This window comes from Vibrio sp. 10N.247.311.47 (assembly GCF_041467535.1).
GTDB classification, from domain to species: domain Bacteria; phylum Pseudomonadota; class Gammaproteobacteria; order Enterobacterales; family Vibrionaceae; genus Vibrio; species Vibrio crassostreae_C.
Genome location: NZ_JBFSUR010000018.1, coordinates 14222 through 39661 on the forward strand (window position 1 = coordinate 14222; position 25440 = coordinate 39661).

24 protein-coding genes are annotated in these 25440 nt (G+C 42.8%); 10 read left to right on the forward strand and 14 right to left on the reverse strand.

Going from position 1 to position 25440, the window contains the following annotated elements:
- Positions 1–285: 285 nt before the first annotated feature.
- The 3 genes from AB6E51_RS13145 to AB6E51_RS13155 all read right to left on the reverse strand — a co-directional run bounded on the left by AB6E51_RS13145 (position 286) and on the right by AB6E51_RS13155 (position 3211).
- Positions 286–1656, reverse strand: a complete 1371-nt coding sequence (locus tag AB6E51_RS13145; RefSeq protein WP_372058172.1) for a YjiH family protein — start codon at positions 1654–1656, stop codon at positions 286–288.
- A 228-nt stretch (positions 1657–1884) separates the two neighbouring features.
- Positions 1885–2559: a YoaK family protein gene (locus tag AB6E51_RS13150; RefSeq protein ID WP_017062746.1), complete on the reverse strand. Its 675-nt coding sequence runs from the start codon at positions 2557–2559 to the stop codon at positions 1885–1887.
- A gap of 169 nt (positions 2560–2728) precedes the next feature.
- Entirely contained in the window at positions 2729–3211 is a 483-nt protein-coding gene (locus AB6E51_RS13155; RefSeq protein ID WP_170791798.1) for a GFA family protein, read from the reverse strand.
- A gap of 32 nt (positions 3212–3243) precedes the next feature.
- Here AB6E51_RS13155 and AB6E51_RS13160 point away from each other — a divergent pair, with 32 nt between their 5' ends.
- The 3 genes from AB6E51_RS13160 to AB6E51_RS13170 all read left to right on the forward strand — a co-directional run bounded on the left by AB6E51_RS13160 (position 3244) and on the right by AB6E51_RS13170 (position 5891).
- Positions 3244–3897, forward strand: coding sequence for a hypothetical protein (locus AB6E51_RS13160; RefSeq protein WP_017064322.1), 654 nt, complete (start codon positions 3244–3246; stop codon positions 3895–3897).
- 125 nt (positions 3898–4022) lie between these two features.
- Positions 4023–4322: an isoamylase early set domain-containing protein gene (locus AB6E51_RS13165; RefSeq protein WP_009845720.1), complete on the forward strand. Its 300-nt coding sequence runs from the start codon at positions 4023–4025 to the stop codon at positions 4320–4322.
- 276 nt (positions 4323–4598) lie between these two features.
- A complete protein-coding gene (locus AB6E51_RS13170) occupies positions 4599–5891 on the forward strand; it encodes a peptidoglycan DD-metalloendopeptidase family protein (protein ID WP_372058171.1) in 1293 nt (430 codons plus the stop codon).
- Positions 5892–6041: 150 nt separating this feature from the next.
- Here AB6E51_RS13170 and AB6E51_RS13175 read toward each other — a convergent pair whose 3' ends face one another.
- Together AB6E51_RS13175 and AB6E51_RS13180 are read right to left on the reverse strand one after the other, a co-directional pair.
- The gene (locus tag AB6E51_RS13175) at positions 6042–7886 is read right to left on the reverse strand and encodes a putative bifunctional diguanylate cyclase/phosphodiesterase (protein WP_372058170.1); all 1845 of its coding nucleotides are present in this window, start codon (positions 7884–7886) and stop codon (positions 6042–6044) included.
- Positions 7887–8066: 180 nt separating this feature from the next.
- Positions 8067–8963 carry a LysR family transcriptional regulator gene (locus AB6E51_RS13180; protein WP_372058169.1) on the reverse strand — a complete coding sequence of 299 codons (897 nt, stop codon included), beginning with the start codon at positions 8961–8963 and terminating at the stop codon, positions 8067–8069.
- A gap of 108 nt (positions 8964–9071) precedes the next feature.
- On the opposite strand from AB6E51_RS13180, the gene AB6E51_RS13185 reads away from it, so the two are divergent.
- The 3 genes from AB6E51_RS13185 (at position 9072) to AB6E51_RS13195 (ending at position 11148) form a co-directional block, all read left to right on the forward strand.
- Complete coding sequence (locus AB6E51_RS13185; RefSeq protein ID WP_048610725.1) at positions 9072–10277, forward strand: multidrug effflux MFS transporter; 1206 nt, start codon at positions 9072–9074, stop codon at positions 10275–10277.
- Between the two features lie 100 nt (positions 10278–10377).
- Positions 10378–10728: a hypothetical protein gene (locus AB6E51_RS13190; protein ID WP_017057980.1), complete on the forward strand. Its 351-nt coding sequence runs from the start codon at positions 10378–10380 to the stop codon at positions 10726–10728.
- A 285-nt stretch (positions 10729–11013) separates the two neighbouring features.
- Positions 11014–11148, forward strand: a complete 135-nt coding sequence (locus tag AB6E51_RS13195) for a hypothetical protein (protein ID WP_010431176.1) — start codon at positions 11014–11016, stop codon at positions 11146–11148.
- Between the two features lie 153 nt (positions 11149–11301).
- Here AB6E51_RS13195 and AB6E51_RS13200 read toward each other — a convergent pair whose 3' ends face one another.
- From AB6E51_RS13200 to AB6E51_RS13210, 3 genes are all read right to left on the reverse strand, one after another.
- Positions 11302–11919, reverse strand: a complete 618-nt coding sequence (locus AB6E51_RS13200) for a glutaredoxin domain-containing protein (protein WP_017062739.1) — start codon at positions 11917–11919, stop codon at positions 11302–11304.
- 68 nt (positions 11920–11987) lie between these two features.
- The gene (locus AB6E51_RS13205; protein WP_065583706.1) at positions 11988–12878 is read right to left on the reverse strand and encodes a DMT family transporter; all 891 of its coding nucleotides are present in this window, start codon (positions 12876–12878) and stop codon (positions 11988–11990) included.
- A gap of 154 nt (positions 12879–13032) precedes the next feature.
- Positions 13033–14007: a porin gene (locus AB6E51_RS13210; protein ID WP_017064330.1), complete on the reverse strand. Its 975-nt coding sequence runs from the start codon at positions 14005–14007 to the stop codon at positions 13033–13035.
- Positions 14008–14383: 376 nt separating this feature from the next.
- Here AB6E51_RS13210 and AB6E51_RS13215 point away from each other — a divergent pair, with 376 nt between their 5' ends.
- Entirely contained in the window at positions 14384–15400 is a 1017-nt protein-coding gene (locus AB6E51_RS13215; protein WP_372058168.1) for a succinylglutamate desuccinylase/aspartoacylase family protein, read from the forward strand.
- A 331-nt stretch (positions 15401–15731) separates the two neighbouring features.
- Here the strand turns inward: AB6E51_RS13215 and AB6E51_RS13220 are convergent, their stop codons facing one another.
- The 3 genes from AB6E51_RS13220 to AB6E51_RS13230 form a co-directional block, all read right to left on the reverse strand.
- Entirely contained in the window at positions 15732–16451 is a 720-nt protein-coding gene (locus AB6E51_RS13220; RefSeq protein WP_065583707.1) for a DsbA family protein, read from the reverse strand.
- 127 nt (positions 16452–16578) lie between these two features.
- Positions 16579–17148: a protein disulfide oxidoreductase gene (locus AB6E51_RS13225; protein ID WP_108150893.1), complete on the reverse strand. Its 570-nt coding sequence runs from the start codon at positions 17146–17148 to the stop codon at positions 16579–16581.
- A 3-nt stretch (positions 17149–17151) separates the two neighbouring features.
- Entirely contained in the window at positions 17152–19215 is a 2064-nt protein-coding gene (locus AB6E51_RS13230) for a protein-disulfide reductase DsbD (RefSeq protein ID WP_102503652.1), read from the reverse strand.
- Between the two features lie 195 nt (positions 19216–19410).
- Between AB6E51_RS13230 and AB6E51_RS13235 the strand changes: the two genes are divergently transcribed.
- The gene (locus AB6E51_RS13235) at positions 19411–19620 is read left to right on the forward strand and encodes a hypothetical protein (protein WP_371722397.1); all 210 of its coding nucleotides are present in this window, start codon (positions 19411–19413) and stop codon (positions 19618–19620) included.
- A gap of 516 nt (positions 19621–20136) precedes the next feature.
- Here AB6E51_RS13235 and AB6E51_RS13240 read toward each other — a convergent pair.
- On the reverse strand, positions 20137–20385 hold the full coding sequence (locus tag AB6E51_RS13240; RefSeq protein WP_017062732.1) for a hypothetical protein: 249 nt from the start codon (positions 20383–20385) through the stop codon (positions 20137–20139).
- A 251-nt stretch (positions 20386–20636) separates the two neighbouring features.
- Here AB6E51_RS13240 and AB6E51_RS13245 point away from each other — a divergent pair, with 251 nt between their 5' ends.
- Entirely contained in the window at positions 20637–22241 is a 1605-nt protein-coding gene (locus AB6E51_RS13245) for a mechanosensitive ion channel family protein (RefSeq protein WP_017064335.1), read from the forward strand.
- Positions 22242–22445: 204 nt separating this feature from the next.
- The gene (locus AB6E51_RS13250) at positions 22446–23279 is read left to right on the forward strand and encodes a regulatory protein RecX (RefSeq protein WP_017068390.1); all 834 of its coding nucleotides are present in this window, start codon (positions 22446–22448) and stop codon (positions 23277–23279) included.
- 138 nt (positions 23280–23417) lie between these two features.
- On the opposite strand, the gene AB6E51_RS13255 is transcribed toward AB6E51_RS13250, so the two are convergent.
- Entirely contained in the window at positions 23418–24272 is an 855-nt protein-coding gene (locus AB6E51_RS13255) for a hypothetical protein (protein WP_372058167.1), read from the reverse strand.
- 395 nt (positions 24273–24667) lie between these two features.
- Entirely contained in the window at positions 24668–25114 is a 447-nt protein-coding gene (locus AB6E51_RS13260) for a hypothetical protein (RefSeq protein WP_372058166.1), read from the reverse strand.
- Positions 25115–25440 lie beyond the last annotated feature (326 nt).

Below are 25440 nucleotides of genomic sequence, written 5' to 3' on the forward strand. Positions count from 1 at the left end.
AATCACATATTTGTTACTTTTAGTATTTGGTTCAATGAGTTGGGGAATGGGGCTAGACAGAGTTTAAGGAGGGATTAAGAATGTATTAATTTGACGATTATGCGTTCAGTTTTCTATTAACAAGAGGTGGGTTGAATAAATGATATGAAATCAAGTGATATACAGAACTTATAAATTGATTGAACTCTAAATAATGCTGTGTATATATTTGTGCTAATAAAAAGCCCCACAAAAGTGAGGCTTTATAAACTGAATCTTTATTGAGTTACATAAGTAGTATCTAATTTAGAATATTAGATGCGCTACACCAGCGATAACTGGAAGCGTAATTAACGTACGTAGAATAAAGATAATAAACAGTTCTAAGATGTTCACTGGAATCTTACTGCCTAGAAGCAGAGCGCCCACTTCAGACATGTAGATCAGCTGAGTTACCGACATTGCTGCAATAACAAAGCGAGTCATCTCGTTGTCGATAGAAGCCGCAAGGATTGCTGGGATGAACATGTCTGCAAAACCAACCACGATGGTTTCAGATGCCGCAACCGCTTCAGGAACACCAAGTAGCTCTAGGAACGGAATAAAAGGTTGACCTAGGAATGAGAATACCGATGTGTATTCCGCAATAACCAGTGCCATCGTACCAAGGCCCATCACCACAGGCAGTACGCCAAATACCATATCCACGGCGTTACGGATGCCTTCAGCAAATACTGACTTAGCTGACTTAACTTGTGATGCTTTGTTTACTGCTAGCTCAAGACCCCAAGAGAATGTTGAGTGACCTGCAGGGATCGCGTCAGCGTCTTTGTGCGGCTTGCTGCCATCAATGAAGGTGTCTTTCTTCATACTTAGTGGCGGAAGGCGAGGGATGATTACCGCAGCCACAATACCCGCTAGACAGATTGCTGCGTAGAAAGGCAGGAATAGGTGCTCTAGCTCTACTTGAGCAATAACCACAAGACTGAACGTGATAGAGACTGCAGAGAAAGTCGTACCAACTACAGCGGCTTCACGCTGCGTGTAGAATTTCTTCTCGTATTGTTTGCTTGTAAGCAGGATACCGACACTGCCGTCACCTAACCAAGAAGCCATACAATCGATAGCACTACGACCTGGCAGGTTGAAGATTGGGCGCATCACTTTACTTAGTAAGGTGCCAAACAATTCTAGCAAACCAAAGTTAAGTAGTAGTGGCAGTAGTAAACCTGCAAAGATAAATACTGAGAACAGTGTTGGAAGTAGGCCTTCTAGTACGAGACCACCAGTGTTTTCTTCCCAGATAAACTCAGGGCCTACTTGGAAGAAAGCCATGAATGCAGCAGCACCACCGATAAGACGAACCAACAACCACAGTGGAGATGGGTTGAAAAGACCGTTTAAGAAAGAGCTTGATGTAATGAATGTAGGTTTGAAAATGGTGCTTAAAACGGAAGCTACAGACATGAAAGCAACGATTGCAGTGATAATAGCAACTAGAGACTCACCGAAAACCGCTTGAATTGATTTAGCTAGAATAGCGACAGGGATCGTTAGATCACCTTGATAGCTGATTGGCGCCATGAAAAGGAATAAACCAATCAATGATGGGATTAAGAAAACCCAGAAACTGCCTTTAGATTTCTCTGTTTGAGCAGTATTCTTGTTGTTAGACATGTTATTGTTCTCGAATTTCTACACGTAAAAAAGCCACATCCTTGGCATTTTTATTCACTAAACGTCCGTATTTTCTCATTGGGTGCAAGATTACCCAGTATTAATATCGCTTGCAATACTATTCATCAAATATCGCTAAATATTCATACTGGTTATTCTGCAACGTATTAAGAGTTTAGAATAAAGTGTTGCGGATGTTACGTAGTTTGAGGTTATATTGCCAGATATTTATAAATTGACTGGGGTTTCAGTTCGATAGGTCAAGTATAACCAGTAGCTAAACGCAATAATGAAAGCAAAAGAGGCAGGGAAAGCCAATGCCAAGATTTCGAAGCGTTGGAACAGACAAGCGCCAATTAAGCCGCCAAACAGGAAGCCAACCACAATGAAAATTAGCAGTTTGGCTTTACGGCGGTCAAAAGGCATCCCCTTTAAGCGAGCGCCAATCATGATCCCAAGATCGGTAATGATCCCGCTCATGTGTGTTGTTCGAATGATTGCCCCGCTGTAAGTGGTGATCATCGCGTTCTGCAAACCACACGCGGCTGAAGCGAAATACTGACCTGAAGTATAGCCTTGCAACAGTGTCCACAGCGCCAAAAACAGCAATCCACCCTCAATACATAGTGCAACACCGTAACGGCGTCCTAACTTCAATGCTTGGTTTTCAATAAAGAACCCGCTGAACGCCGCACCTAACATGAAGCTCATGATCACCAATAGGAGGTGAACAGAAGCCGAGGTCGGTGTAAGCAGGCTACTGCCTAGCAAAGACATGGTGCCGGAGATATGGGAGATAGCTTGATGTTGGAAGCCAAGTAAGCCGATAGCATTAACACTGCCAGCAAGACCAGCTAACAAAAGGGCGCCGTATTCAACCCAGCGAGGTAACTTAGAAATCATGTGGTTCACCCTGGGTTAAATAGAGGAGCAAGATTATAACGCTAGACAAAAGATACGCTAGCGCTGTGAAGCGGTGATATTTGATCTTAGGCAACAGTATTGCAGTTTGTTTTAATACTGTTGCTATATAAAGATAACGGTCAATAACGAGATAACGCTCAATGACGAACTAGTTGTAATGGCTCATTTGGTGGTCGAACTTAACCCAACCGTGTTTGCGTTCTTCATAAACCGAAAAGCTCGGCAGTGGGAAGTCTTGCTCTTTAAATAATCCGAGCGGGACGATATAAAAATCAGCGGCGGCAACCGACTGCAAAAGCATGGTGGTGCCACACTTGGGACAAAACTGATAGGTGACTTCATTACCCGTATCGCTGATGCGTGAAAAAGAGGTCACTTCACCGCTGAGTGTAACTTGTTCTATTGGGAACCGAGCCTGAATGCCGAACACACTTCCGGTGCGTTTCTGACACTCATAGCAATGGCAGACAGATGTACGTTGAGGTTCACCTCGGCATACTAGGTTGACTGCTCCACAGCGGCATTCGCAACTTCTGATATTTCTATCTTTAATATGATTGATATCCATCCATGCTCCACTTCTGGTTAACCCTGTATTGATAATTATACTAAAGCCCTTTATGGTCTGCACAACTGGATGAAAACAAAAGAATATAATTGCCCATGAAAAAGAAAATCTTACCTATCCCTCTGATTCTACTGATTCCAATTGTCATGCTGGTTGTGGTGATAGTAGCGGGTATTTATCGCTTTAGCTTAAGTGATGAAGAGATCTTGGCGAAGTTTCCTTCTTCTCAAGTGAGTTATGACCCAGTCGTAGAAACCGTTTTTGATTTGAAGACGACCAATCCATGGACAATTAAAGTTCCTGAGACTAACGCCTACGCTTTTATCAATGAAGTTGATGAGCCTAGAGCCATCGCGTTTGGACGCTATGACTCAGGTGTTGAGCGCGGTGTGGTAACGGTAGACACCAATAATCTTTCAGCCGCCACGTTGGGCAAGGCGAGTTTCTTTGTCGCGCCGATGTGGATATCTAACCAAGGCAGCGGTGTTTTCTATTATCTAGGCCTGTTTAAGCATGACCAGCAACGAAGCCGTGTGGTGTTAGTCGACCAACTTTTACTGGGTGATCGTATACAAATTCAGACATTGGAGGTAGCTCAGCAGCCAGGTTCGCAATCACAGAATAAACTTACTGGGGAAGGTTTTATCGGCTTTACTCAGCATTCTGCGGAACAATCATTTGCAGAACCCCCTTCTGAAAAGGTGTTAATGAGTTTTTCTTTTGATACGCAATCAATTGGTAAGCAATAACGTTTTCGTGAATGTAAGGATCTGTTGTTTATGTGAGCCAAATTACATATTATCTTAGTTAGATGAATGAAATTTAGACACAGTTAGCTTTGTGTCCGCTTACTTATTACAAATGGAGCTTGCGAATGATTAATAAACGTTTTTTTAAGACGAAAGATGAAGTTGAAGTGACCTTCGAGCTAGAAGCTCAGGAAGCGAACTCTGTATCCATCGTTGCTGACTTTCTTGATTGGAAAGCCACCCCAATGAAAAAACTGGCCAAAGGGAAGGTTTACAAGTTTAAAACTCGTCTACCTAAAGATGGCGAGTTTCAATTCCGCTACCTAGTTGATGACCAACAATGGGTGAACGATGCGAATGCTGACCGTTACATCCCAAATGAGTTTGGTGAAGACAACTGCTTAGTGTCGACGGTAAACGCATAATCTTTTCTTAAAACCAGCGACTAATTCGCTTCGTTTATTAATTATTCGAAACGGAATAACGTAAACCAATAGAAAGCAGAAACTAGCCGTTTCTGCTTTTTTATTTTTAAATTTAGCGGTTAATTTTATTTCTTATCTAGTGGCTCTTCATCTACGGCAACTCAATGACTTAGGCTAAGTTGGGAAGATTCACGTCATATTATGACAATGTATTGATGATTTATGCGTTTGAAAAGCATATCCTATGCCTTTATATCGTAGAAAGACCTGTTTACCGTGTATTCAAAAATATTTCCCTCTCCGTTTGCTGAGCTTTCACCTGTAAAAAAAGTAGCTATTTTGGGACTGCCACTTATTGCTGCGATTGGTGTTGCTTTGCAATCGTCACAATCGGATCTGACGAAAACGATCGATCTTGATTTGCCCGACTCAACCGTTATTGAGTCAATTCTGTCACCATCTTCTGTTACCGTTATTGAGCCGCCGACATTTGAGTATCAAATTCAATCTGGCGATAACTTGAGTAGCATCTTCACTCAGCTTGGATTTTCTTACAAATCGATGATGAGCGTGATGGAAACCGATTTAAACTTCCTTGCGTTAGACACGCTTCGCCCAGGTAACACATTGCGTTTTTGGCGTGATGAAGCGACGGGCGACCTTTCTAAAATGGAACTTCAATTTAGCGTCGCGGACAAAGTGGTTTACCGATTACTTGATGACGGCAGCTACGAATTCGAAGACATCTCTATTCCTGGTGAATGGAAGCAAAAACCTTTAGTGGGTGATATTCAAGGCAGCTTCTCTATGTCGGCGAACAAGGTTGGCCTGAGCAGTCTTGAGATTGACCATATTGTGACTCTTCTTAAAGATAAGCTGAACTTTAGCCGAGACCTACGTGCTGGCGATCAGTTTGAAGTGCTTCAAAAAGCGCAATATGTTGATGGTGTTGCAACCGGAAAACGTGAAATTGAAGCAATTAAGATCATGAATCGTAACCGCGTTGTGTCAGCATACTTACACACTGACGGACAATATTACGATGCTAATGGCGATAGCTTACAACGTGCTTTCCAACGTTACCCAGTGAGCAGTAGCTGGCGCCAAAGTTCTCAGTTTAACCCTAAGCGCTTACACCCTGTGACTGGCCGAATCTCACCGCACAACGGTACAGATTTCGCGACGCCAGTTGGTACGCCGGTTCAAGCAACGGGTGATGGCAAAGTGATTATGACGCGTAAGCACCCATATGCGGGTAACTATGTGGTGATTCAGCATGGGAGCACATACAAAACACGCTACCTACACTTGAGTAAGATCCTCGTTCGTAAAGGACAAACGGTATCTCGTGGTCAGCGTATTGGCTTATCAGGTAAAACGGGCCGAGTGACGGGGGCGCACTTACATTACGAATTGATCGAACGTGGTCGTCCTGTTGATGCGATGAAAGCGAATATCCCAATGGCCGATTCTGTGCCTAAAAAGGAAAAAGCGACATTCGTAGCTGCTAGAGATGAAGCCGACAAGCTATTAAAGAAAGCTTTAGAAAAACAATCGAATAATAGCTAGCAGCTGACTATATGTCGTCAAGGTAACCGTTAGCTAGATGGTTGCGAGTAATGATGTAGCCTTTAAAGCCGTGAGTGCAGAACTAAATACTTAAATGTTTAGTGATACGCTCGCGGCTTTTTGATTTTAGGTTGAGGTAGTAAACGGCGTTTAGGCTAGAGGTTCTGAGTGAGTGACGTAGCTAACGATAGCTTCTGGTCGCATAGGTGGAGAGTAGAGGTATCCTTGAATTTTGTCACACCCCATTGCGTGCAGCTTTTCTAATTGCTCGCGCTTCTCTACACCTTCCGCAACCAATGACACATTGAGTCTGTGTGCCAGTTGAACAATCAACCACACAACACTTTCGGATGTTGAGTTTGTCAGCAAGTTTCGAATAAAGGTGGCATCAATCTTAATACAATCGATAGGGTAGCTATGAATGTAATTTAAGCTTGAGTAACCAGTACCGAAATCATCTAGAGCGATCGTGAACCCTTGTCCCCTTAGAAAGTCGAGTGCTGACTTTGTTTCTTGAGTTGGAGATAACAGAACGGTTTCGGTTAGCTCAATGACAAACTCGTTTGCTTTAAAGTGATGCTGTTCAATCGTTCGAGTGAGATAGGAAATATAACGCTTAGAATCGGTAAGCTCGTGAGCGGAGCAGTTTATTCCAAGCTTAACTTTGTAGCCTAAGCCTCGCTCCAATCTTGTTTTAGCGCGGCATACCAATTCGATGATCCGTTCACCCAGTTCCACGATCAACCCCGATTCTTCCGCTACCTGAATGAACTCCACTGGCGAGATGTCGCCATGTCTTGTGGTTTTCCAACGAGTTAACACCTCGAAGTAATCCCATCGTGTATCAATGTGATCAACGATTGGTTGTACAACCACGTACATTCCATTGTCATTAGGTGCCTGACTGTCTGATATGGGGCTATCAAGTTCACTTCGTAAGGCGGCGATTAACTCGGTTTTCCTTTGGTAACGAACCCTTAGGTGAGTGTCGTAACATTGAATGTATGTATCTTGACTATGCTGGCACTCTTTTAGCGCCAAACTGGTGTTGAAGATGATTTGTTCTACGTCTTTATTGTCTCCATCTGACCGGGCAATGCCGATGCTGACGTCGAAATCGATTTTGATATCAATACTAGTGTAACCTTGCTTTATCTTATCCAGAATTTGTTCGCAAACAGCTATTGGGTCTGAATGATAGGTAATGAATGCGAACTCATTGCCAGCCGTCCGGAACGTCAGGTTGTTGTCGGGCAAGGTTCGGCGCAAGGTCTCTGCAACGAACTGAAGTACCTTATCGCCAATATAATTACCGTGCATATCATTGATGGCTTTGAAGCTATTGATGTCGAGCAGAGCGAGCGTGAAGGGAGTGACACTCTGCTGAGTGATCGATTCCAAGGTGTCTGATAAGCAGCTACGGTTTAATAGCCCAGTTAGACTATCGTGTGATACTTCGTAGCTGAGTTGATTAACCAGTTGCTCAGAACGGTCGTTGAACCACATTTCACGCAAGGTGTGAATGACGATATCTGCGAACAACTGGTGGTGTTTTATCACGTCTTGTTGTTGATCTGTACTCATAGGCGAACTAAAGGTTGAGAAAAGCACACCCATGACTTCGCCACTTTGACTGCGTGCTGGGATAGCGATTGAGTTCTGTGAGGTGATTTCCTGTCTAAATGCTGATGTTGGGAGTGACTGAACGATATACTGAGCAAATGAGCAATCTGGGTGTTTTTGATTAACGGCTTGTTGGTATATGTGACCATGGCGTGCGTTTATTTTGTCATGCAGTACATGGTCAGAATGGGCAATTACCAAAGGAACCATTTGATCGGGGAAGTGCTTTTTCTCAATGATACTGGTGTATTGAGTACCGAAGGTTTGATGCAAAGTAAGCACGGCAGATTCTAAAAGGTCGATACCTTCCAATTTGAGTAAGCGGCCAATGCGCTCTGTGTCTATCATGCTATTGCGTGTATGTTGAGTCATAGTCACCATCCGTAGCCAACCAGAATCGTGTGTAAGCTGTATGTGTATGATCTTGTGTATACGATCTTGTAGCAGCGCTGTCTTAAGTATTAACAATGCAACTTGCATTAATAATCTTGATATGCGTCTAGTTTATTATTGGTCGTGTTGTGTGATTTTTCAAATTTAGTGCGATATATTTCACAAAATTTGACTATTTCTTTCTTTGTCTAGCCTATCTTTTAGGTGGTCTAAAAATAGCTTGGTTCGTGTATGTGAGTAGTCAAGCTTAGGGTAGTACGCGTAAACCATCACTTCGTCGGCTGTTATATTTGGTAATACTGGAACCAGTGTCCCTTGTTTAAGATCCTCTTTGATCATTGCTTTGATGGTTAACAGTACGCCCATTCCTCGCTTGGCGGCATGAAACAAAGCCTCAGGGTTGGTGGTCGCAAAGTTACCGTTCAAAGTGATGCGCTGTCCTTTAGTTAGCGTGACTTCACGAATAGGACGCTCTCCCCATATTAAGGAGTTGTGCTGCTCTAAGTCTTGCTCGTTGATGGGATAACCATGTTTAGCCAAGTAACTTGGTGCGGCATAAAAGCTAGCTTTGTGTTCGAACAGTGGTGTTTTCTTGAAGCTTAACGAGTTGAGTTGTTCCAGTTCACGACTGATCACCAGGTCCAAGCCAAGCTCAGGTAATTGACCTGGCGTGGTGGTGATAAGCTGTACTTTAATGTCTGGATACTTTTCTAAGAAGTCGTCCATGTATTGCACGAGAAACTTAGAACCAACAGCAATGGTTGCGCCTATCTTTAGTAGGCCCGCAGGCGTTTGGTTAACCGATCGGGTTTCATCAATAATCGATTGCCAATTATCGAGCTGATCCTTGGCTCGCAGGTAAAAGAGCGCACCTGCTTCGGTTTGGCTAATTGATCGCGTGGTACGCTTTAACAGTTGGGTGCCGATGCGCTCTTCTAACCAGTTCACTCTTTTACTGATCGCCGAGCTGGTGGTGTTCAGCTTTCGAGCAGCACCATTGAAGCTGCCTTCTTCGACTACTCTGACGTAGCTTTTTACGTTAAGAATCCAATCCATATTATTTCCTGTTGGGACTTAATAAAATTCCAATTTAGCTAATTATCAATTATTGGTTTTGAATGTAAACTCGTCTAATGAACAAATATCAAACGAATAGGGAATTTTTTGAGCCAATCGACCTTTAAAAAAACACCGTTACTCTTAGCAATGATGATTATTGCTACGGGGCAGGTGGGTGTGAGCATCTACTTGCCAGCATTACCGTTAATTGCTTCTGATTTAAGTGCTACTCAAGTAGATGTACAGCTTCTCGTCACGCTGTTTCTGGTGGGTTTTGGCTTGTCTCAGCTATTTTACGGACCGATGTCCGATGCGGTGGGAAGAAGACCTATCTTCTTGTTAGGTCAGGGTGTTTATTTGATTGGTACAGTCGTTTGTGTTGTGTTTTCTGACAATATGACGGCGCTAGAAGTTGGTCGCTTGCTGCAAGGTTTAGGGGCGGGCAGTGCCTCGGTTCTTGGGCGAAGTGTGCTTCGTGACAGCTATGATGGTTCACAGCTTACCAAAGCGTTGTCTTATATCTCGATCACCGCGTCGATTATGCCGATCATCGCGCCTGTATTTGGTGGCTGGATTTCATTCCACCTCGGTTGGCAGGCGGTGTTCCTGTTCGTTTTATTGTATCTACTAGCGATATTCACACTGGGTTACTTTGTTCTGCATGAAACTTTGCCATACGGAAAGAGCCGCTTTGATGCGTGCCAAGTGGTGAAGAACTACGGACGCTTGTTGACCAATCGCCAAGTGTTGACCAGTGCCAGTTACAACTGGATGAGCTACATGGCGAGTTTGGTATCGCTGTCGTTGTTTCCATTCTTAATGCAAGAGCAATTGGGGCTGACCGCCGCTGAGTATGGTTCATTGATGATTGTCCCTTCGGCAGGCTTACTGATAGGTAGCGTCGCTTTAAACTTACTCAATCGTAGGTTTAGTACGCCCCAACTGATGAGCCTAGCTATTTTGATTATCTTGGCATCGGGAACTTGGCTTCTTACTCATGAGTTATCCATCTTTAACTTAGTTTGGGCGTTTACTTGGTTGGCGATAGCACAAGGCATCTCGTTCCCATTATCAATCAGCATGTTATTAGAACCTCATAAGAAACAAGCGGGAGCAGTGTCGGCATTGTCTGGTTCAATTCAGATGTGTTTAGCGGGTTTATTGGGTGGGTATCTGGTAGAAAGTTGGGTCACGACTCATCTACAGTTAGGCGTGTTCTACCTCATTATTGGCGCAGCCATGGGCGGAGTGCTTTGGTCTTCAACCAAAATGAACAACAAAGGCGATACTGTTGAAGTGGAATATAGCTAAACACTAAATTCACTATCGTTTAACGCACCATCGTTAATACGTTGTATTTGTGCTGATGGTTTTCTACAATGCTTCGGTCCATTGAATAGGTAAGAACAAAATGCAGCAAAATGAATTTGAAGTACTGGTAAAAGCTATCTGCGCACTAGATGGCCTGCCTCAAGCGCTTGAGCTATTGAAATCCAATGAGGATACAGAAGTCGCTGAGGCTGCTGCATCACTGACTGGTCAATTTGCACTTGCTGAAGTGGAAGGCGAAAAGCGTATTTACCACGTGACGCTTCAAGAAAATGAACAAGGCGAAGAGCAAGAGTACATCGAACATGTTATGAATGAAGGCGATGACTTAATCAAATTTGCAGCTTGGTTCTTTGAAACGATGTTTGAATTGAAGCAAAAAGACACATACCAAATTGCCGGTAAAACTTACAGACAGCCAAAGCGCAGCTAGGTTTCTCAGTAAAGCATTTTAGAAAGCAGCTCTATTGAGCTGCTTTTTTTATCAGTGTCTAAATCAATGTCTTGGGTTGTTATTAGGAATGGAGCATTAAGCTCAAACCAGAATTTAGGTTAACTCATTGATATACAAAAACAATGCTGATTAGCACAGAGACAAAATTAGGCTAATTGCAAATGAATGCTTAATATTGCATTAAAGTGTGATTTAGATCTTGTTTTTGGGCGTTTTAAGTGTAGAATCCGCGCTAAAGAAAGTTGATTATGTGCGGAGATAAGCATGAATTACGAACTAGGCCACGCATACCTTGGTCAAATGGCAGCAAAAAACATGATGCACGAAGCATTGTACGGCACTTCAAAGCCAAAGAAACCATCGTTCTTTAAGCGAATGATGAAGAAAATGGCTAAATAAGCATTTTCAAAAACGGAATTTTAAAAGGCCTTAAACTCGATGAAGTTTAAGGCCTTTTTCGTTTTAGCGATTGGTGAAAGTTATCGCTTTGTTTTGTTGTGGATGGACACAAAAAACACTAATTAAGCTTCTGACTAATGGCTTTTAATGAACTCAGCCAGCAGATTGATTGGATAAGTCGACCACATTATTAGGGATGCTATCTAAGCCATTCTCTTTCATCCACGCTTCTAAGTTATCGGCACCACCGATGTACTTACCATCAAGCCAGATCTGCGGGACGGTGACCGGTGTTTTCTCACCAATGTGTGCTTTTACCTCTGGAATCATACGGTACAAAGCGGCGCTATCTTTTACGACATCGTGGTATTGGTATTCAACACCCGCTTCATCCAACATTTTCTTTGCTTTAACACAGAATGGGCAGGTCGCCTTACCATAAACGATGTTGCCTTTTAAGCTGTCTCGTTTGGTCCACTCTTTGATCACCGATTGGATTAACACACCGCGATTCAGCGCTTCACCTTGGCTGACCACTTTGCCTTCAACAACAAGGATTGGAGCATGCCAAGAGCCTAGTTTTAGCGGCTCCCACCAGTGAGACAACCAATCTTTCACTTCCAGTTCGACATCGACATCGGCCAACTCATTCTCAAAAGTATCCTTCAGAATGTCTTTGGTAAGGGTACATTCTCCACATGGGATGTTAACTTTAAATGGACCCCAGCTGCCTGCCCAACGGTATAGTGTAATCTTGACTGGTTTCTTCATGGTTACGGCCTCGTTTGAATTCTCTTATCCATATAGAACGGACTGTCGAACTATTTATTTCACCAACCTTAAACTTTCTTCACTTTTGAAGGTTTTTTAGTTTCCCAGTGCGTTATAAATGCAACTGACGCAATAATAATAGCAGCCCCTAGCCATAAACGACCCGGTGGAACCCAACTAAATACAATCCAACCTGCTAAAACGTTTAGCGGTAATTTGGCGTGGTCAAAAGGTTGCACAAACGAAGCATCAGCGACCGAGTAGGCTTTTACTATCGCCCATTGAGCGAGTGCCGTCATAACACCGATAACAATCAATATAGCCCAGATTGTACCGCCGCTTGGCGTTTGCCAATCTGGCGCAGCAAGCAAGATGTTAAATGGTGTGATTAATAGTAGAAGATAGACCACCATGGTTGAAGGACTGTCTTGCGAAGAGAGTTTTTTCACCATCAGTGAGTAGCATGCCCAGAAGAAAGCGGCACCGACTGGTAATAACGTTGCCCAGTTAAAATCTTCAGCCCACGGCTCTAGAATCACCATCGCACCCACGAAGCCTGCTAAGGTCGCGCCCCAGCGAGCAGCCCCAACTTTCTCTTTTAAGAAAAGCCCTGAACCAATGGTTGCAAACAATGGCGATGTCATGAGAAGGGCAATGCCTTGCCAAATTGGTACTGGGTAAGCCAGTGCCCATATCCAAAGTTGAATACCAATAACAGACAAGAAGACACGGAATACGTGTAGCTTGAGATTATCAGTTTTTAGTGCGCGGCGAATTCCCAATGTTTTTAGGTAAGGAAGGATGGCGAACAATGCGATTGAATACTGAATGACGGCAACGGTGGTAGAAGTCAGTCCGAAATGAATGCTAGCGATTTGAGTTAGGCTGTTGATCAAAGCAAAGGCTAAACCTGCGGTTAGCATCCAGCTAGCGCCTTGGATCGGATGGTGTTGTGACATGATGCTTCTAATTATTTGATGTGGTTCACCTATGATACGGATTTAACACCACTTAACCAGAAAAAGCATTGATGAAGTTAGTCAGAATATTCGAATATGAAAAAAGGTTGAGCCATTGCCCAACCTTTTAGTCTGTATCTAAAGTCGATTTAGATTAGAAGTCGTAACGGATGCCCGCTTGTAGTTGGTCATCTTTATTGTCTCGCTGTTCAAACTTGTAACCAGCATATGTGCGAATGTGGCCGTTAAACTTGTACACCGCTTCAATAGCAAAGTTATTTGCTTCTTCGTCAGCCGCTTTATCGAACTCGCCGTAGTTGTATACGCCAATTAGTGATAGCTGTTTAGTTGCTTTGAAGATAGCTGAAAGCTCGTAGCCTGTGTAATCTTTATCTGCAACTGAAGCCATTGTGTATAGACCACCAACCGTAAACGCATCCATAGAAAATTGAGCTACAAGGTTGATTTGATCGTCATCGAAGTTACCATTCTTTTGAGAAACATAACCCGCACCAAGGTCAAAAGCGCCTAGGTTATACATAGCAGCAAGGCCAAAACTATCTGCATCTTTTTCATTTGCAGCGATGTAGTTAGCTTGTACCGTCAACGCGTCAAACTCGCCAGAGTATAGGAAGTTATTCTCACGCTTATCTTTGTTGCCATCAACGGCATCAGCAGCATCTGCACCAAATGTTGCCATTGTATCTGTAATGTCAGTCAGCATTACCTGTGAAGAATCTTGCTTACCGTATGAGAACTCACCGAATTTGGTTCCTAAACCTGCGTAGTAGTAGCGATTGGTAAGAGATTCATTTTCAATTTTTACAGTATTGCCACTTCCGTCTTCGAACTCTGTTGTTGATGCGCTAGTGAACTCTGCTTCATACTTACCGAATCCATATAAACCATCAGAAAGTTCAGATTTACCTGAAATATTCACACGAGCTCGTGACTTGTCTTTGAAAGAACTGTCAGATGCGCTTTCGTTGTTGTCAGATACGTTGAAACGAGCCTCCGCACGACCGCCAATTTTAAGTTCTGTACCATCAGAGCTGTAAACTGTTGCTGCTAGAGAAGAACCTGAAACTAGTGCTGCTACCACTGCAGAAGCTAGAACTGCCTTTTTCATAATCACTTACCTTGTATTTTAAAATCCGTGAGCAATGTGCTCTCCGTTTCGATATGAAGCTAATTTAGAGCAGCTAAATTAAGCTTTCATTTCTATAAAATTACATTTTCGTGAATAGGGAACTTTTTAAGTGTTGATTTTATTGCACTTTCATTTCAATAGACTGAGTGGTTTGTGAATGGTTATATAACTTATCGGTTCTTAAGTGCAGACTTTCACAAGCTTTTATTTAGGGGAAGTGATGATGATATGCGTGAGTATTATGGGAAAGTCAGAGCTTGTTCATCTTATTAACTGTTTGTACTGATTAAGATATCCTCTATGATGCAAAAACTTAGAAGAGAATAGATTTTGCTCAACAAGATGGAGACGTTGGATGAAAACAGAGTACTTAGGCGATGTTTTACAAGGTAGGCAGGTTATTGGCTCCTTGAATGTTGAAGACCTACCCGTTGGAGAGCACCAGTTTTGGTTTCAAGTAACCAGTGATGGGCTAGGGCAACCCAAGAACATGCCGGTTTCTGTTTTCAAAGGCAGTCAAGCAGGTCCTAAGTTGATGATCACCGCTGGTATTCACGGTGATGAGCTCAACGGTGTGTTGGCTGCTCAGCAAATTATCAGAGACTTAGTCGGTAAAACTCTCAAAGGCACGGTCACGATAGTGCCTACTGTGAACTTGTCGGGTTTGCTTAACCACAGCCGCGATTTTATCTCTTCGGATCCGGGCTCTTGCCCTGCCAACCTTAATCGACTCTTTCCGGGTGATGCGAATGGCTTAGCGGCAGAGCGCTTTGTTGCGTCTTTGTGGGATCGCTTACTCAAACACAATGCGACATTCGCCGTTGACCTACATACCCAAACTCGTGGCGCGGTCTACCCACTTTATGTTTTTGCTGACTACCGAATTGAACAATGCCTTGAAATGGCAAGGTTGATGACGCCAGATTGTGTTCTCAATGATCCGGGCGACCCAGGTATTCTCGAAACGGTTTGGAATCGAAGTGGAATTCCTAGCATTACGGTGGAAGTGGGGATGGGTAAGTTTACTCAGCCTGATATGATTCAACGAGCCGTGGACGGTGTTTTTAATATGCTGTCTTATTATGAAATGTTCGAAATTAACCTAAATAACCCAGACAAAATGCAACTGCCGAGAATGGATTGGATAGAGGGTAATGATGTGGTTTCTATCCGCGCTGATATTGGTGGTTTTGTATTGCCGCAGGTTGAGCTTCTGCAGAGCGTAGAACAAGATGATTTATTGGCTATTCAATATGACGCTTTTGGTAATGAGTGTCGCCGTTATCACGCGCCGTCTGCTGGACGTGTCCTTAGCTACAACGTGGATGCGTTAAGGGAGCCGGGTGCGCTTGTTTGTCGCTTGCTAAGTTAGGCTTAGTCGGTTGGACGTTTCTGTGCTAATACACTGTGTTGCTATCTAAAACACGTAAAAAAAAGACCGAGCAAGGCTCGGTCAAAGGACAGTTGTCTTGAGTTAACACGTCTTTGACTCATCGACAGAACTGCTTTTAGCGTAGCGAGGGTAAATTAAGAATCTATTGCGAGATGGTGACACTTCGACTTTTTTGTTTCAAAACCATGACTTCAAAACTGTCGTTTCAAAGTGTTCTATTGTTTCGAAGCAATGAAAAAGCCGACTGCGGGTTGCGCGAGTCGGCTTTTATTCACTTCTCTTTCGAGTCTTTATCTCTATCTACACTCGACTAAAAAGCGTCATCCACGATATCTTTAAGTCGGTCGTAAGGCACATACCCTGGTAAAACATTTCCGTTCATCATCATGGTTGGAGTGCCCGTTAAGCCGAGTGCACTGAACGTTTGATGGTTAGTGGTTAGAACCTGGTTTTGTTCTTGAGTTGTTTTTAGTTCCGCCTCTGTTCCCGTCTTCTTGGCAACGGCTTCTAGTGAGCTTTTCGAGTGAATACCGCTTTTCGCCATCAGCAATCTATCAACTTCAGGGAATGCTTCTGGGTTATCTTTCCATACTTTCATCGCGTATAGCGCCGCGTTGGTGTCTAGCCCCGAAACCTGTTGCTGCTTAAACGATAAGTACACGTTGATCACTTTAATGTCGCTGTTTTCAGAGGCTAATTGAACCAAGCCTTTTTCCAAGCGCTTACAGTAAGGGCAGTTATAGTCGGTAAAGTTAATGATGACCGATTTGCCATCCGGATTGCCCGTGATTGGGTGGGCGTCATTGTTGTATAACCAATCATGGCTTTCCGCTTGGGCTTTTTTCGTTTGCTCTTGACCTGCTACGTACTGCTCTAAACTGGTATGCAATCCAGAGATCGTCGATGGATTTTCCTTCAGGAATTGATTAATTTCTTCAAGTTGTTGAGTTTGTTCTTTGTTTAATTCTGCGAAGGCATTAGTACTCATTAATGAGCCTATAATCAGTGCGCTTATCAGATGCTTTTTCATATTGTCTTTTCTCAAATTCGTGATAATCGTGAGCGCTTATTAGGTTGCGCTTACATTAATATTGTTTGTTAAACTGGCTGAGTCGGTTTATTCACTTAGCTTTGCTCTGTTTTTCTTTGTGAGCGATTTAGGCAAAGTAGGTTCTTAACCACAGGCCGATAGGGGATGTAACGCCGGTTGCGATACTGCTAATCTTTCCATCTTTGATGATGACAATACTTGGCGTGACATTGACTCCCCAACTTCTGCTGATCGATCCAGAGAGATCATTGATCACAGGGAAGTCATACTCTTTCGCCTCTAAGTAACGCTGAACACGTTCGTCTGGGCCAGATGACAGAGCGACCGAAACCACCTGATGGGAATCACTGAAGCTATTGACGGTTGGGCTTACAAATTTGCAGGCGCCACACCAAGTCGCCCAAAAATAGACAATGACTGGCTTACCATTTTTGCTTAGCTCGATAACATCAATATCTTCGCCTTGGAGCGATTGACCCACAATTGGAATCGCGTCGCCCTGAGGCATGCTCCTGCTGTGATAAAAGTCCATCGCAAATGAAACCACGCCAACGATCAATATCATTGAAACCAGTTCCTTTCCCCACTTCTTAAGACGACTTGGCTTTTTGGTATCACCCTTTACAGCGCTGTCTTCAGTCGTGCTAGATTTATCTTTATTGTTGGGAGTCTTCATCTATTATCTCGCAGCGTCGATGGCTTGAACGACAGTGTCACTGTCGAGAATGACAGGCAGTGGAATACCGCTTCTATAGCTTGGGCCGTAGACGATATTAAATGGCACACCAAATCGACCATTACTTTGTAGGTATTGAGTGACGCTTTCACTTGGTGTTGTCCAATCGCCTTTCATCAAAACAATGTCTTCTTGCTGCAGGTGGCTGTAGACAGGGTCTTGGAGAATGACGCCGATCTTGTTGGCCTTACAGGTAATACACCACTCAGCGGTCACATCGACAAATACCGTTTTGCCTTGCTCAACCAATTGAGGTATTTGTTTTGCATCTAGCTTTTGCCAATCGAGATCGTCAACAATCGGTGTCGCCCAGTTATCAGCGGTGACACTACCGACGATCAATGCAGCACCAAACACCAAGGTTGTGGTTGCGACGATAGGAATAAGTACCTTGCGGCCCAACTTACGGCCAATCCAAATCAATACTGTAATCACGATAAACAGTGACAACAGGATCGTCGGGAATTTACCAATGAATGGGCTCATTAGGCTTGCTAACCATAGACTGGTAATGAACATCATTAAGCCAAATACCAGCTTAACTCTGAACATCCATGCCCCAGGTTTTGGAAGCAGTTTTGTAAGACTCGGGAACAGCGCGAAAATCAACCAAGGTGCACTCATACCGATGCCGAGTGCGATAAAGATAGCCCACAACTCTTGGTAGCTTGCCCCAAGTGCATAAGCAACTGCGGTCCCTAAGAACGGAGCACTACACGGCGTTGCCAACAGCGTCGCAAACATGCCTTGAATAAAGTGGCCTGAATGTGAGTCATCGCCTTTGGTTGCCATCCAAGTGTTTAAACCTGATGGTAGTCTGAATTCGAATAACCCAAGTAGATTAATCGAGAACAGCAAAGTGATGATCAGCATGAACCCGATGAACCAAACATTTTGGAACTGGATTCCCCAACCAATCGCATTGCCACCCATTTTTAGAACGGTCATGCCAAGGGCTAGGAGTGCAAATGATGTAATGACACCTGACGCAGAAGCTAAGAATGAGAGTCGGATATGACGATTAGATGCGCCTTGGTTTTGAATGATGCTGTTTAGCTTCATTCCTAATACAGGCAGCACACACGGCATAATATTGAGGATTAAACCACCAATCAAAGCAAAGCCGATCATTGCAAGAAAACCGTTGTTACTTGCTTGATAAGCAATAGGTTTTGAGCCGACTTGAGCCGTCATTTCTTCGGCAAAATTAGTGTCTGAAACGGTGACACTAACGGTGCGATCCGTTAAGTCGACTTCGCCTATCCAGTTGCTGACGTCAAATACCGCGGTCATCGTATTGCCGGTGATGTGGACGCTTGGTTGAGCAAAGAAATCATCGATGACTTCTTTGCCATCGATCAACACCATCGGCTTATCCCAGCCTTCGTTACTGTTTAGTTGAGTGACCAGTTGTTGCTTGCTTTTGTCCCAAAATAGACCGTTCACTGAAGTCCGGTTCGCTTCTCTTGGAGATTGGCTCATGCCTTGGTTGAACAAGAACATCGCTTCTTCATCGAACTGCAATTGCTGCGTGTCGATAGGGAGTTCGATGTCATAGTCAGTCAAAACACAAATATTGGTGCACGACGGGAACGAGAGAGAAGCCTTAAATACAGCAGGTTGCGTTTTGTCTTTCAACGTTAGGGTGACAGGAAAGCTTACGTGCTTTTTGTAACCTAACGTCATCACGTCAAGTTGTTCATAGTATTTAGGGATCGGCCAATGCCAATCTACAGACTCTATATTAGTTGAATCAGACCAGTCCCAGCTTGGCGGAATGCCACCTTCACCTGGGCTGCGCCAATAGGTTTTCCAGTCACCGTCGAGTGTAACGTCCAATACAGTTTGAACGGTACCGCCGTTATCCGACTGTTCACCCGTCGACATCATTCGCATCTTAACTGGCGGATGCTCAGGCACGCTTATCCAGCCCGTGGTTTGAGCCAGGGCGGTAAATGACGTCATGACTAAGATTGCAGTGACGAAAGCTTTTGCGCATGTGCGCATGCAGAATGCCAACGAATCGACAAACTTAGTTAGTAGTGTGTTGTACACAAATGTATCTCCAAAAAATAAATAAAAGGGTGTAGTAGCCCGGTTATTTACTCTCTAAATATACAGTGCTTTAGATGCAATCGGTGTTTTGTCGGTCGAGTAGAGCGATGATTGTCTCCGGATAATCTCGAGATGTGCGGAGATAAGTTGAATGCAACAGCAATCATCAGAACGAAAGGGATCAGCCAGCCCGTTTTAGGTGCGGCAAAGGTCAGCATTTTCGAACTTAGGCTGCATGAATTTGAATTGGGGGACGTTAACATTTTTGAGGCTTCTAAGCCGAAAACGCTGGCGTATAGAGCAGCCATTTTTTCTGAAGAAGCGATGTTGGTTTGGGGATTACTGGTTTCTGTATGAGTTTGTGTGCCAACTAGGACTGATTGGCCATTAGCGGATGCAGATAACGATACTTTCTTGACGGCCAGAGTGCTCGCCAGACAAGTTACGATAACCAGTCCGGTAAGGAAGAGCGCCCAAAGCGAATGCTTTTGTCGGCGGTTCTGTGTGGATAAGAAAAGTAGCGATGTGTTCAGCAAATTAGTCAGTAATCAAATCTGTTAGTCGTTAAAGCAAGCTCATTGAATTGTGGTTAGCTTAGATAAGTTCTCTTCGTGCCACAAGTCATAAAATGGTTAAAGTGAAACTATGTATAAATGCGGGAAACGGCAGATACACGATAAAAGACGCATAAACACCAATTCACGCGAATACGACATTGAGCTGTAGCTAAAGTTCACAACAACTGAAAGTTATCGCTAATTATTCTGTATTGAGTGGTTTATTAACTATCAGGACGGGACAGGCGATACAAAAAAGCCCAACAGATCGTCAGTGAACGTGTTGGGCTTTAATCATTGGTGCTATTGGAAAGACTTAGTGAGTGCGGCGAGGGCCGTTACGTACCAAGTCTTTACCGTTATCAAACACCTCTTTGGTGATCCAGCGAGCAAGCAGAACTTTATGGCTGCTATTGAATACAGCAACGAAGTGACGACCATCTGAATTATTGGTTGCCATGCCTACACCTTCAACGCCTTCAAGGCCTAAACCGCCAGCTTCCACTGAAATTAGGAATTGCTCTAGTTCTTCTAGAGACTCAATAATATCAAGTTCGTTGTTCATTTTTATGCTCTCTTGCTGTGAGCCAACATCGTATTTAGGGCGCTTTAGTGCTGTGCTCGAATGAAGATATTGGCTGTTGTTCTTTGTTGGATGCGTACTCTACAGGTCATAAGAGGGGATTGGAACTCTCAAATATTAGAAGCAGGCTGATAATTTGCGAATTTTTAACATAACATACGTTTAAATGCTTGTTATCCATATTCTTTTTACTACTATTTATAGGGTCAATTTAGACAGTGATAGGAATTAATATGATGAAGGTTTGGCGTTGTCTATTGTTAATGTTGGCGTTTGTCGCATTTGGAAGTTATGCGCAGAGCGTTGAGAAAATCGCAGAAGTACAAGATCAGTTAATGCTCGATCTAGCAACATTAGAAACGGCGCATGATGCTGAGAAGCCCTTTCTTGAAGATATCTTAAGGCGTAAGAATCAGGGCCTACGCGAAGAGATTTTTTCACAGCTATCGTCAGATAAAAAAGAGGGGCTGGATGTCACTCTTGCTCAGCAGGTCGAACTGCTACAAAAATTGCTGTCGTTGAATGAAACTAAAATCGTTTCAATGAGTAAAGAAAACCGTTCAGCTGAAGGTGACGCTAAAAAACGCCTTGAATTGCGTATTCAAAAACGAATCGGAATGATGGATGTCTATTATCAGCAGCTTGCTAAGACCTTAAATTGGTCGAAAGAGCGTGGTGTTGATGTTGCTGTTCCTGAAGGTGAGCTCAAAACGGCACTTGTTTCTCGTTCTCAATATCTTACTAATGCAATTCTATACACGGATACACAACGTCAAGATTTAGAACGCCGGCTATCTTATGTAAGTGAAGAAGAGAAAGCGACGATTAAAACTGAGCTTGAACGCTTCAGTGAGCGAACTAGCGTTATGGTCGCGAGCTTAGAAGAAACCATCACGCTAATGGAACCGTTTGGCGTGGATGTGACTTCGTACAAACGTGTTTTGCTAGCGACGACAGGTGACATTAACGCCGATGTGTTGGATGTTGATGTTGCACTGGAGCTGTTGGATGGTTGGCTTCGTTCGTTCAGTTCATGGGCTTTTGAAAATACCCCTTCTTTTATCGTTAAACTTGCTCTGTTTCTCGGTATTTTGTATGTAACTCGCCTTATTGCTAACGTGGCTCGCAAAACCGTTCGTAAGAGTGTTTCGCACTCTAAAATGGACTTCAGTGTATTGATGCAGGACTTCTTTGTATCCATCGCATCTAAAGCGGTCGTGTTTATTGGTTTGCTTATCGCACTGTCTCAAATAGGGATAGAGCTAGCACCTCTTCTTACTGGTTTCGGTGTAGCCGGTGTCATCATTGGTTTCGCATTGCAAGACACACTATCTAACTTTGCATCGGGTTTGATGATCTTGATCTACCGTCCTTATGACGTCGGTGACATGGTTAAAGTGGCAGGCGTGCAAGGCACGGTAAAAGACATGAGCTTAGTATCGACGACTGTTCAAACCATTGATAACCAACGCTTGGTGATCCCAAACAACAAGATTTGGGGTGACGTGATCAACAACATCACGGCAGAACGTGTAAGACGTGTTGATATGGTTTTCGGTATTGGTTATTCAGATGATATCGATAAAGCGAAAGCGGTATTGAACGACATCATTCTTGCACACCCTCTAGTGTTGAAAAAACCAGAGCATATGATCAAGCTTCATACCTTGAATACGTCTTCTGTTGATTTCGTAGTACGACCTTGGGTTAAGACTGATGACTATTGGGATGTGTACTGGGATGTAACGGAAACCGTGAAGAAACGCTTCGATGAAGAAGGCATCACGATTCCATTCCCTCAACGAGATGTACATATTTACAATCACGAAGAGAACTAAACGAAAGATCTAGTATGAAAAGCTATTACGAAAAAGCTAAGCATGGCTTAGAGCCATCATTCTTAATGTGATATCAAATGGACGCTGAACAAGCGTCCATTTTTATTGGCTGCCGCTTATGTTGAGCTTCATTCTTTTATGTCACTCAACCACCTTAGAATTACGTTATGATGGGGTAGGCTTAATCTGGAAAGTTGAAATCGAATGGACGATTCACAGCAAAAAACGAATACTAGAAATACAACGGTAAGAAAAGCGACGCGAATTGAAAGTGTTATGAACTCTGCGATGTGGCATTTAACTCAGAGAGACATGACGGAAAGCGAGTTGGTTGCGAAGCTCAAAGTGAAAACCGACAATCAAGAATGGATCGATGAAACTCTAGGGACACTGAAAGGCTTCGGGTATCTCAAGTCTGACCAAGTGTTTGCAGAACAATTCGTGGAACAAGCTTTCTCTGGTGAATTCGGTTCTCGATACATTGTCGAAAAACTGAAGAAGAAGGGGCTGACCGATTCAGTGATTTCTGATGCAATCCATAAAGTGTCGTTCGAAAAGTCTATTGATGAACAAACCATCTTGATAGACCGAATCAACCACTACTATTCAAGCTTTACCATGAGCCGTGAAAAGCTGGTTGCGACACTGCAAAAGCGTGGCTTTAGCTATCAACAAGTTAAGGTAGCGATTGACCAGCACCCACAAGCGCATCAACTGAAAAGTAACATTCAAATTAAGGCCGAGAAAGCCGACTTGGAAAAAGAGGTGCTCAAGTATGCTCGTAAAGGCAAGGGACTGACTGCCATACAGCAAGAACTGAGACAACGACAAATCGACACCAGTGAGCTGTCATCGCTCATCGACCGATTGATTAATGAAGAGCAGCTAGATTTCTATTCTTCTTGTTTAGAACAGTTGCAGAAGAAGTCTTATGACCTAAACGATCATAAAGAACGCTCTAAGGCTTACGCGATGCTAAGTCGAAAGGGGTTCTCTTCTGACGAGATCAAATTTGCATTGAGTGAAGATAACGAATAACTAAGCCGGAAAAATTTCCTATTGTAGTATGTTGGTTTGTCCTAAGTAACTATTGGACAGAAACGATTTAGGGAATGATGGTAAACCGTTGCTATCAGATTAGTAAAAGTATCTTGAAACCTTAAATGCTTGTATGGTTTATGAGCAAAAGTACGTACCATGCTCTACGTCATGAGCAACCCTTTCCTCATAGCCCAACAAACTCCAAACCTTAAGTAAACTCGATGAAGCTATTCCTTTACAATAAGAATCTCCACCAGAATAGATCAAACCATCTTTTTCGCTTGGGACTGTACAGCGAAAAATGAATGCCCCATACGATGATTTATCCATTTCAGATTGACAATTTACCGCCAGATTTTCAATTTTAAATTCGGGGTGAAATTTCACAGAATTGTGGACTAGATTAGTGACATCTATGACCAAAATTGTAGAGTCGTTTGCATACTTCTTATTAGACTTAGTACGAATAGCACTATTAACTTTTAAATATAGATTCTGTGATTTTTCTTGAACTATATGACAACTTGTCGTCTCAATATATGCTCTCTGATTTGCATCAACATTAAACTCAAAGTCTGGAGATTCTCGGTTTTTGTAAGGCACCCCTTTTCTGATAAAAAAACTAGCTAGCGAAATTTCAAACCGTATACCAACATATTGGCTGACTCGATTGCAATTTCTCAATTGTTTCTTAAATTGAGAAAAATTCTGCTCAGAATTATCTCGTATTGACTTTAAGTCTGTCATAAGAGTAAACAAACGTTTTAACTCAAAGTCGCGATTATAGTAATTTCGATTACGGTGAAACTCCAAAATCTCAGCAAAACATTTTTCTACTGGATTTCGAGAGGTGACCTTACCGCCTTTGAGCAACTCGGTCGAAAGTAGTTCAGACAAATCTTGTATCAGCGCTGACATCCGTCCCAAAAACTCCTGCTCAGGAATTTCATTTCGGTATGGCAGTCGATTATAAGTTGTTCTTGCGTCCAAATTTTTCTCCTGTGAACCTAATGCTACTTAAGCGGCTAATGGTCGCCTTTCATATTCACATGATGCCGTCTTTCATGTGCCAGTTCAGTTTGCAATCAATAAGTTGGTGGCTTTATTGTGAGCTTAGAAGGTTGAGTGACGTTTAATTTCATTATCTTCTAAGTTCGGATAATTTTTGGTAGGGAAAACTAACGTTAACACTATGAATGAGTACTTACTCTGAATGAAAAAGGGGCACAAATGAGCTACAGGTTTTGCTAAATTAGCAGTTAACCAATAACTACAGGTATGGCAAAGTAAGGTGTGCCACTCTGAATCAACCAAGCGCAGTGGACTCTATACTAAAATTGCCGAGTGTAATACAGTCAGATTGAAGCGCTTGTTATAGGCGAGATTCAATCTTTGGTAAATACTGCTTTATTTGCATTAACCTTATGAATTATTTTGATGAGTTGGGAGAACTGTTCTACCAACAAATCGTATTTCTCATCAAAATTGACCTCGGGTATTACATGATTTTGCCAACCCTCAAAACTCATAATAGCATCACATATATTGATTAACGCAGATGTCGTATTGCCTTGATGGTGAAAGTGAAATGCTTGATTTAAGTATGAGTTCGCGCCAACAACCATTTCTTTGATAGCAATCTCATTTATGTTGAGGTACATGCTGACTAACAAGTCTACATCCTCTAATTTTCCAGTTTCAGGATTGTTCGGAGAAGGGCGAAACTGAGAATCTTTATACATTTCCGTCAAGTGCGAACATACATGTATAGCATTGTGCACAAACTGCTTACTCGAGTACTTATCTTTCATTAGATTTGAAAATAATCCCATACATCACCTTTCTATGAACAATAAATAAAACGTACCAAGAATAACCGACAAAGCTTATAACAGCTTTATCCAAAGTACTGCTGCATAGTTAACTGAATATACAGGATTTTTCATGTAAGTACTGTGTGCAATGTTGAAACATTCAACATATCATCAGCTCCTATATCAAAAGGCAGTGTGAACCTACAAACAGGTATGTGACAGAATTACCAATTTCACTGAATCATTAACTTAGCTAAGGAAAAATCAAGACATAAGTACTCTCATTGAAAGTCTGCTAGCAAGCTTTGGGGCAAAAATGAGTTATGTCACTACTCATTTTTGCC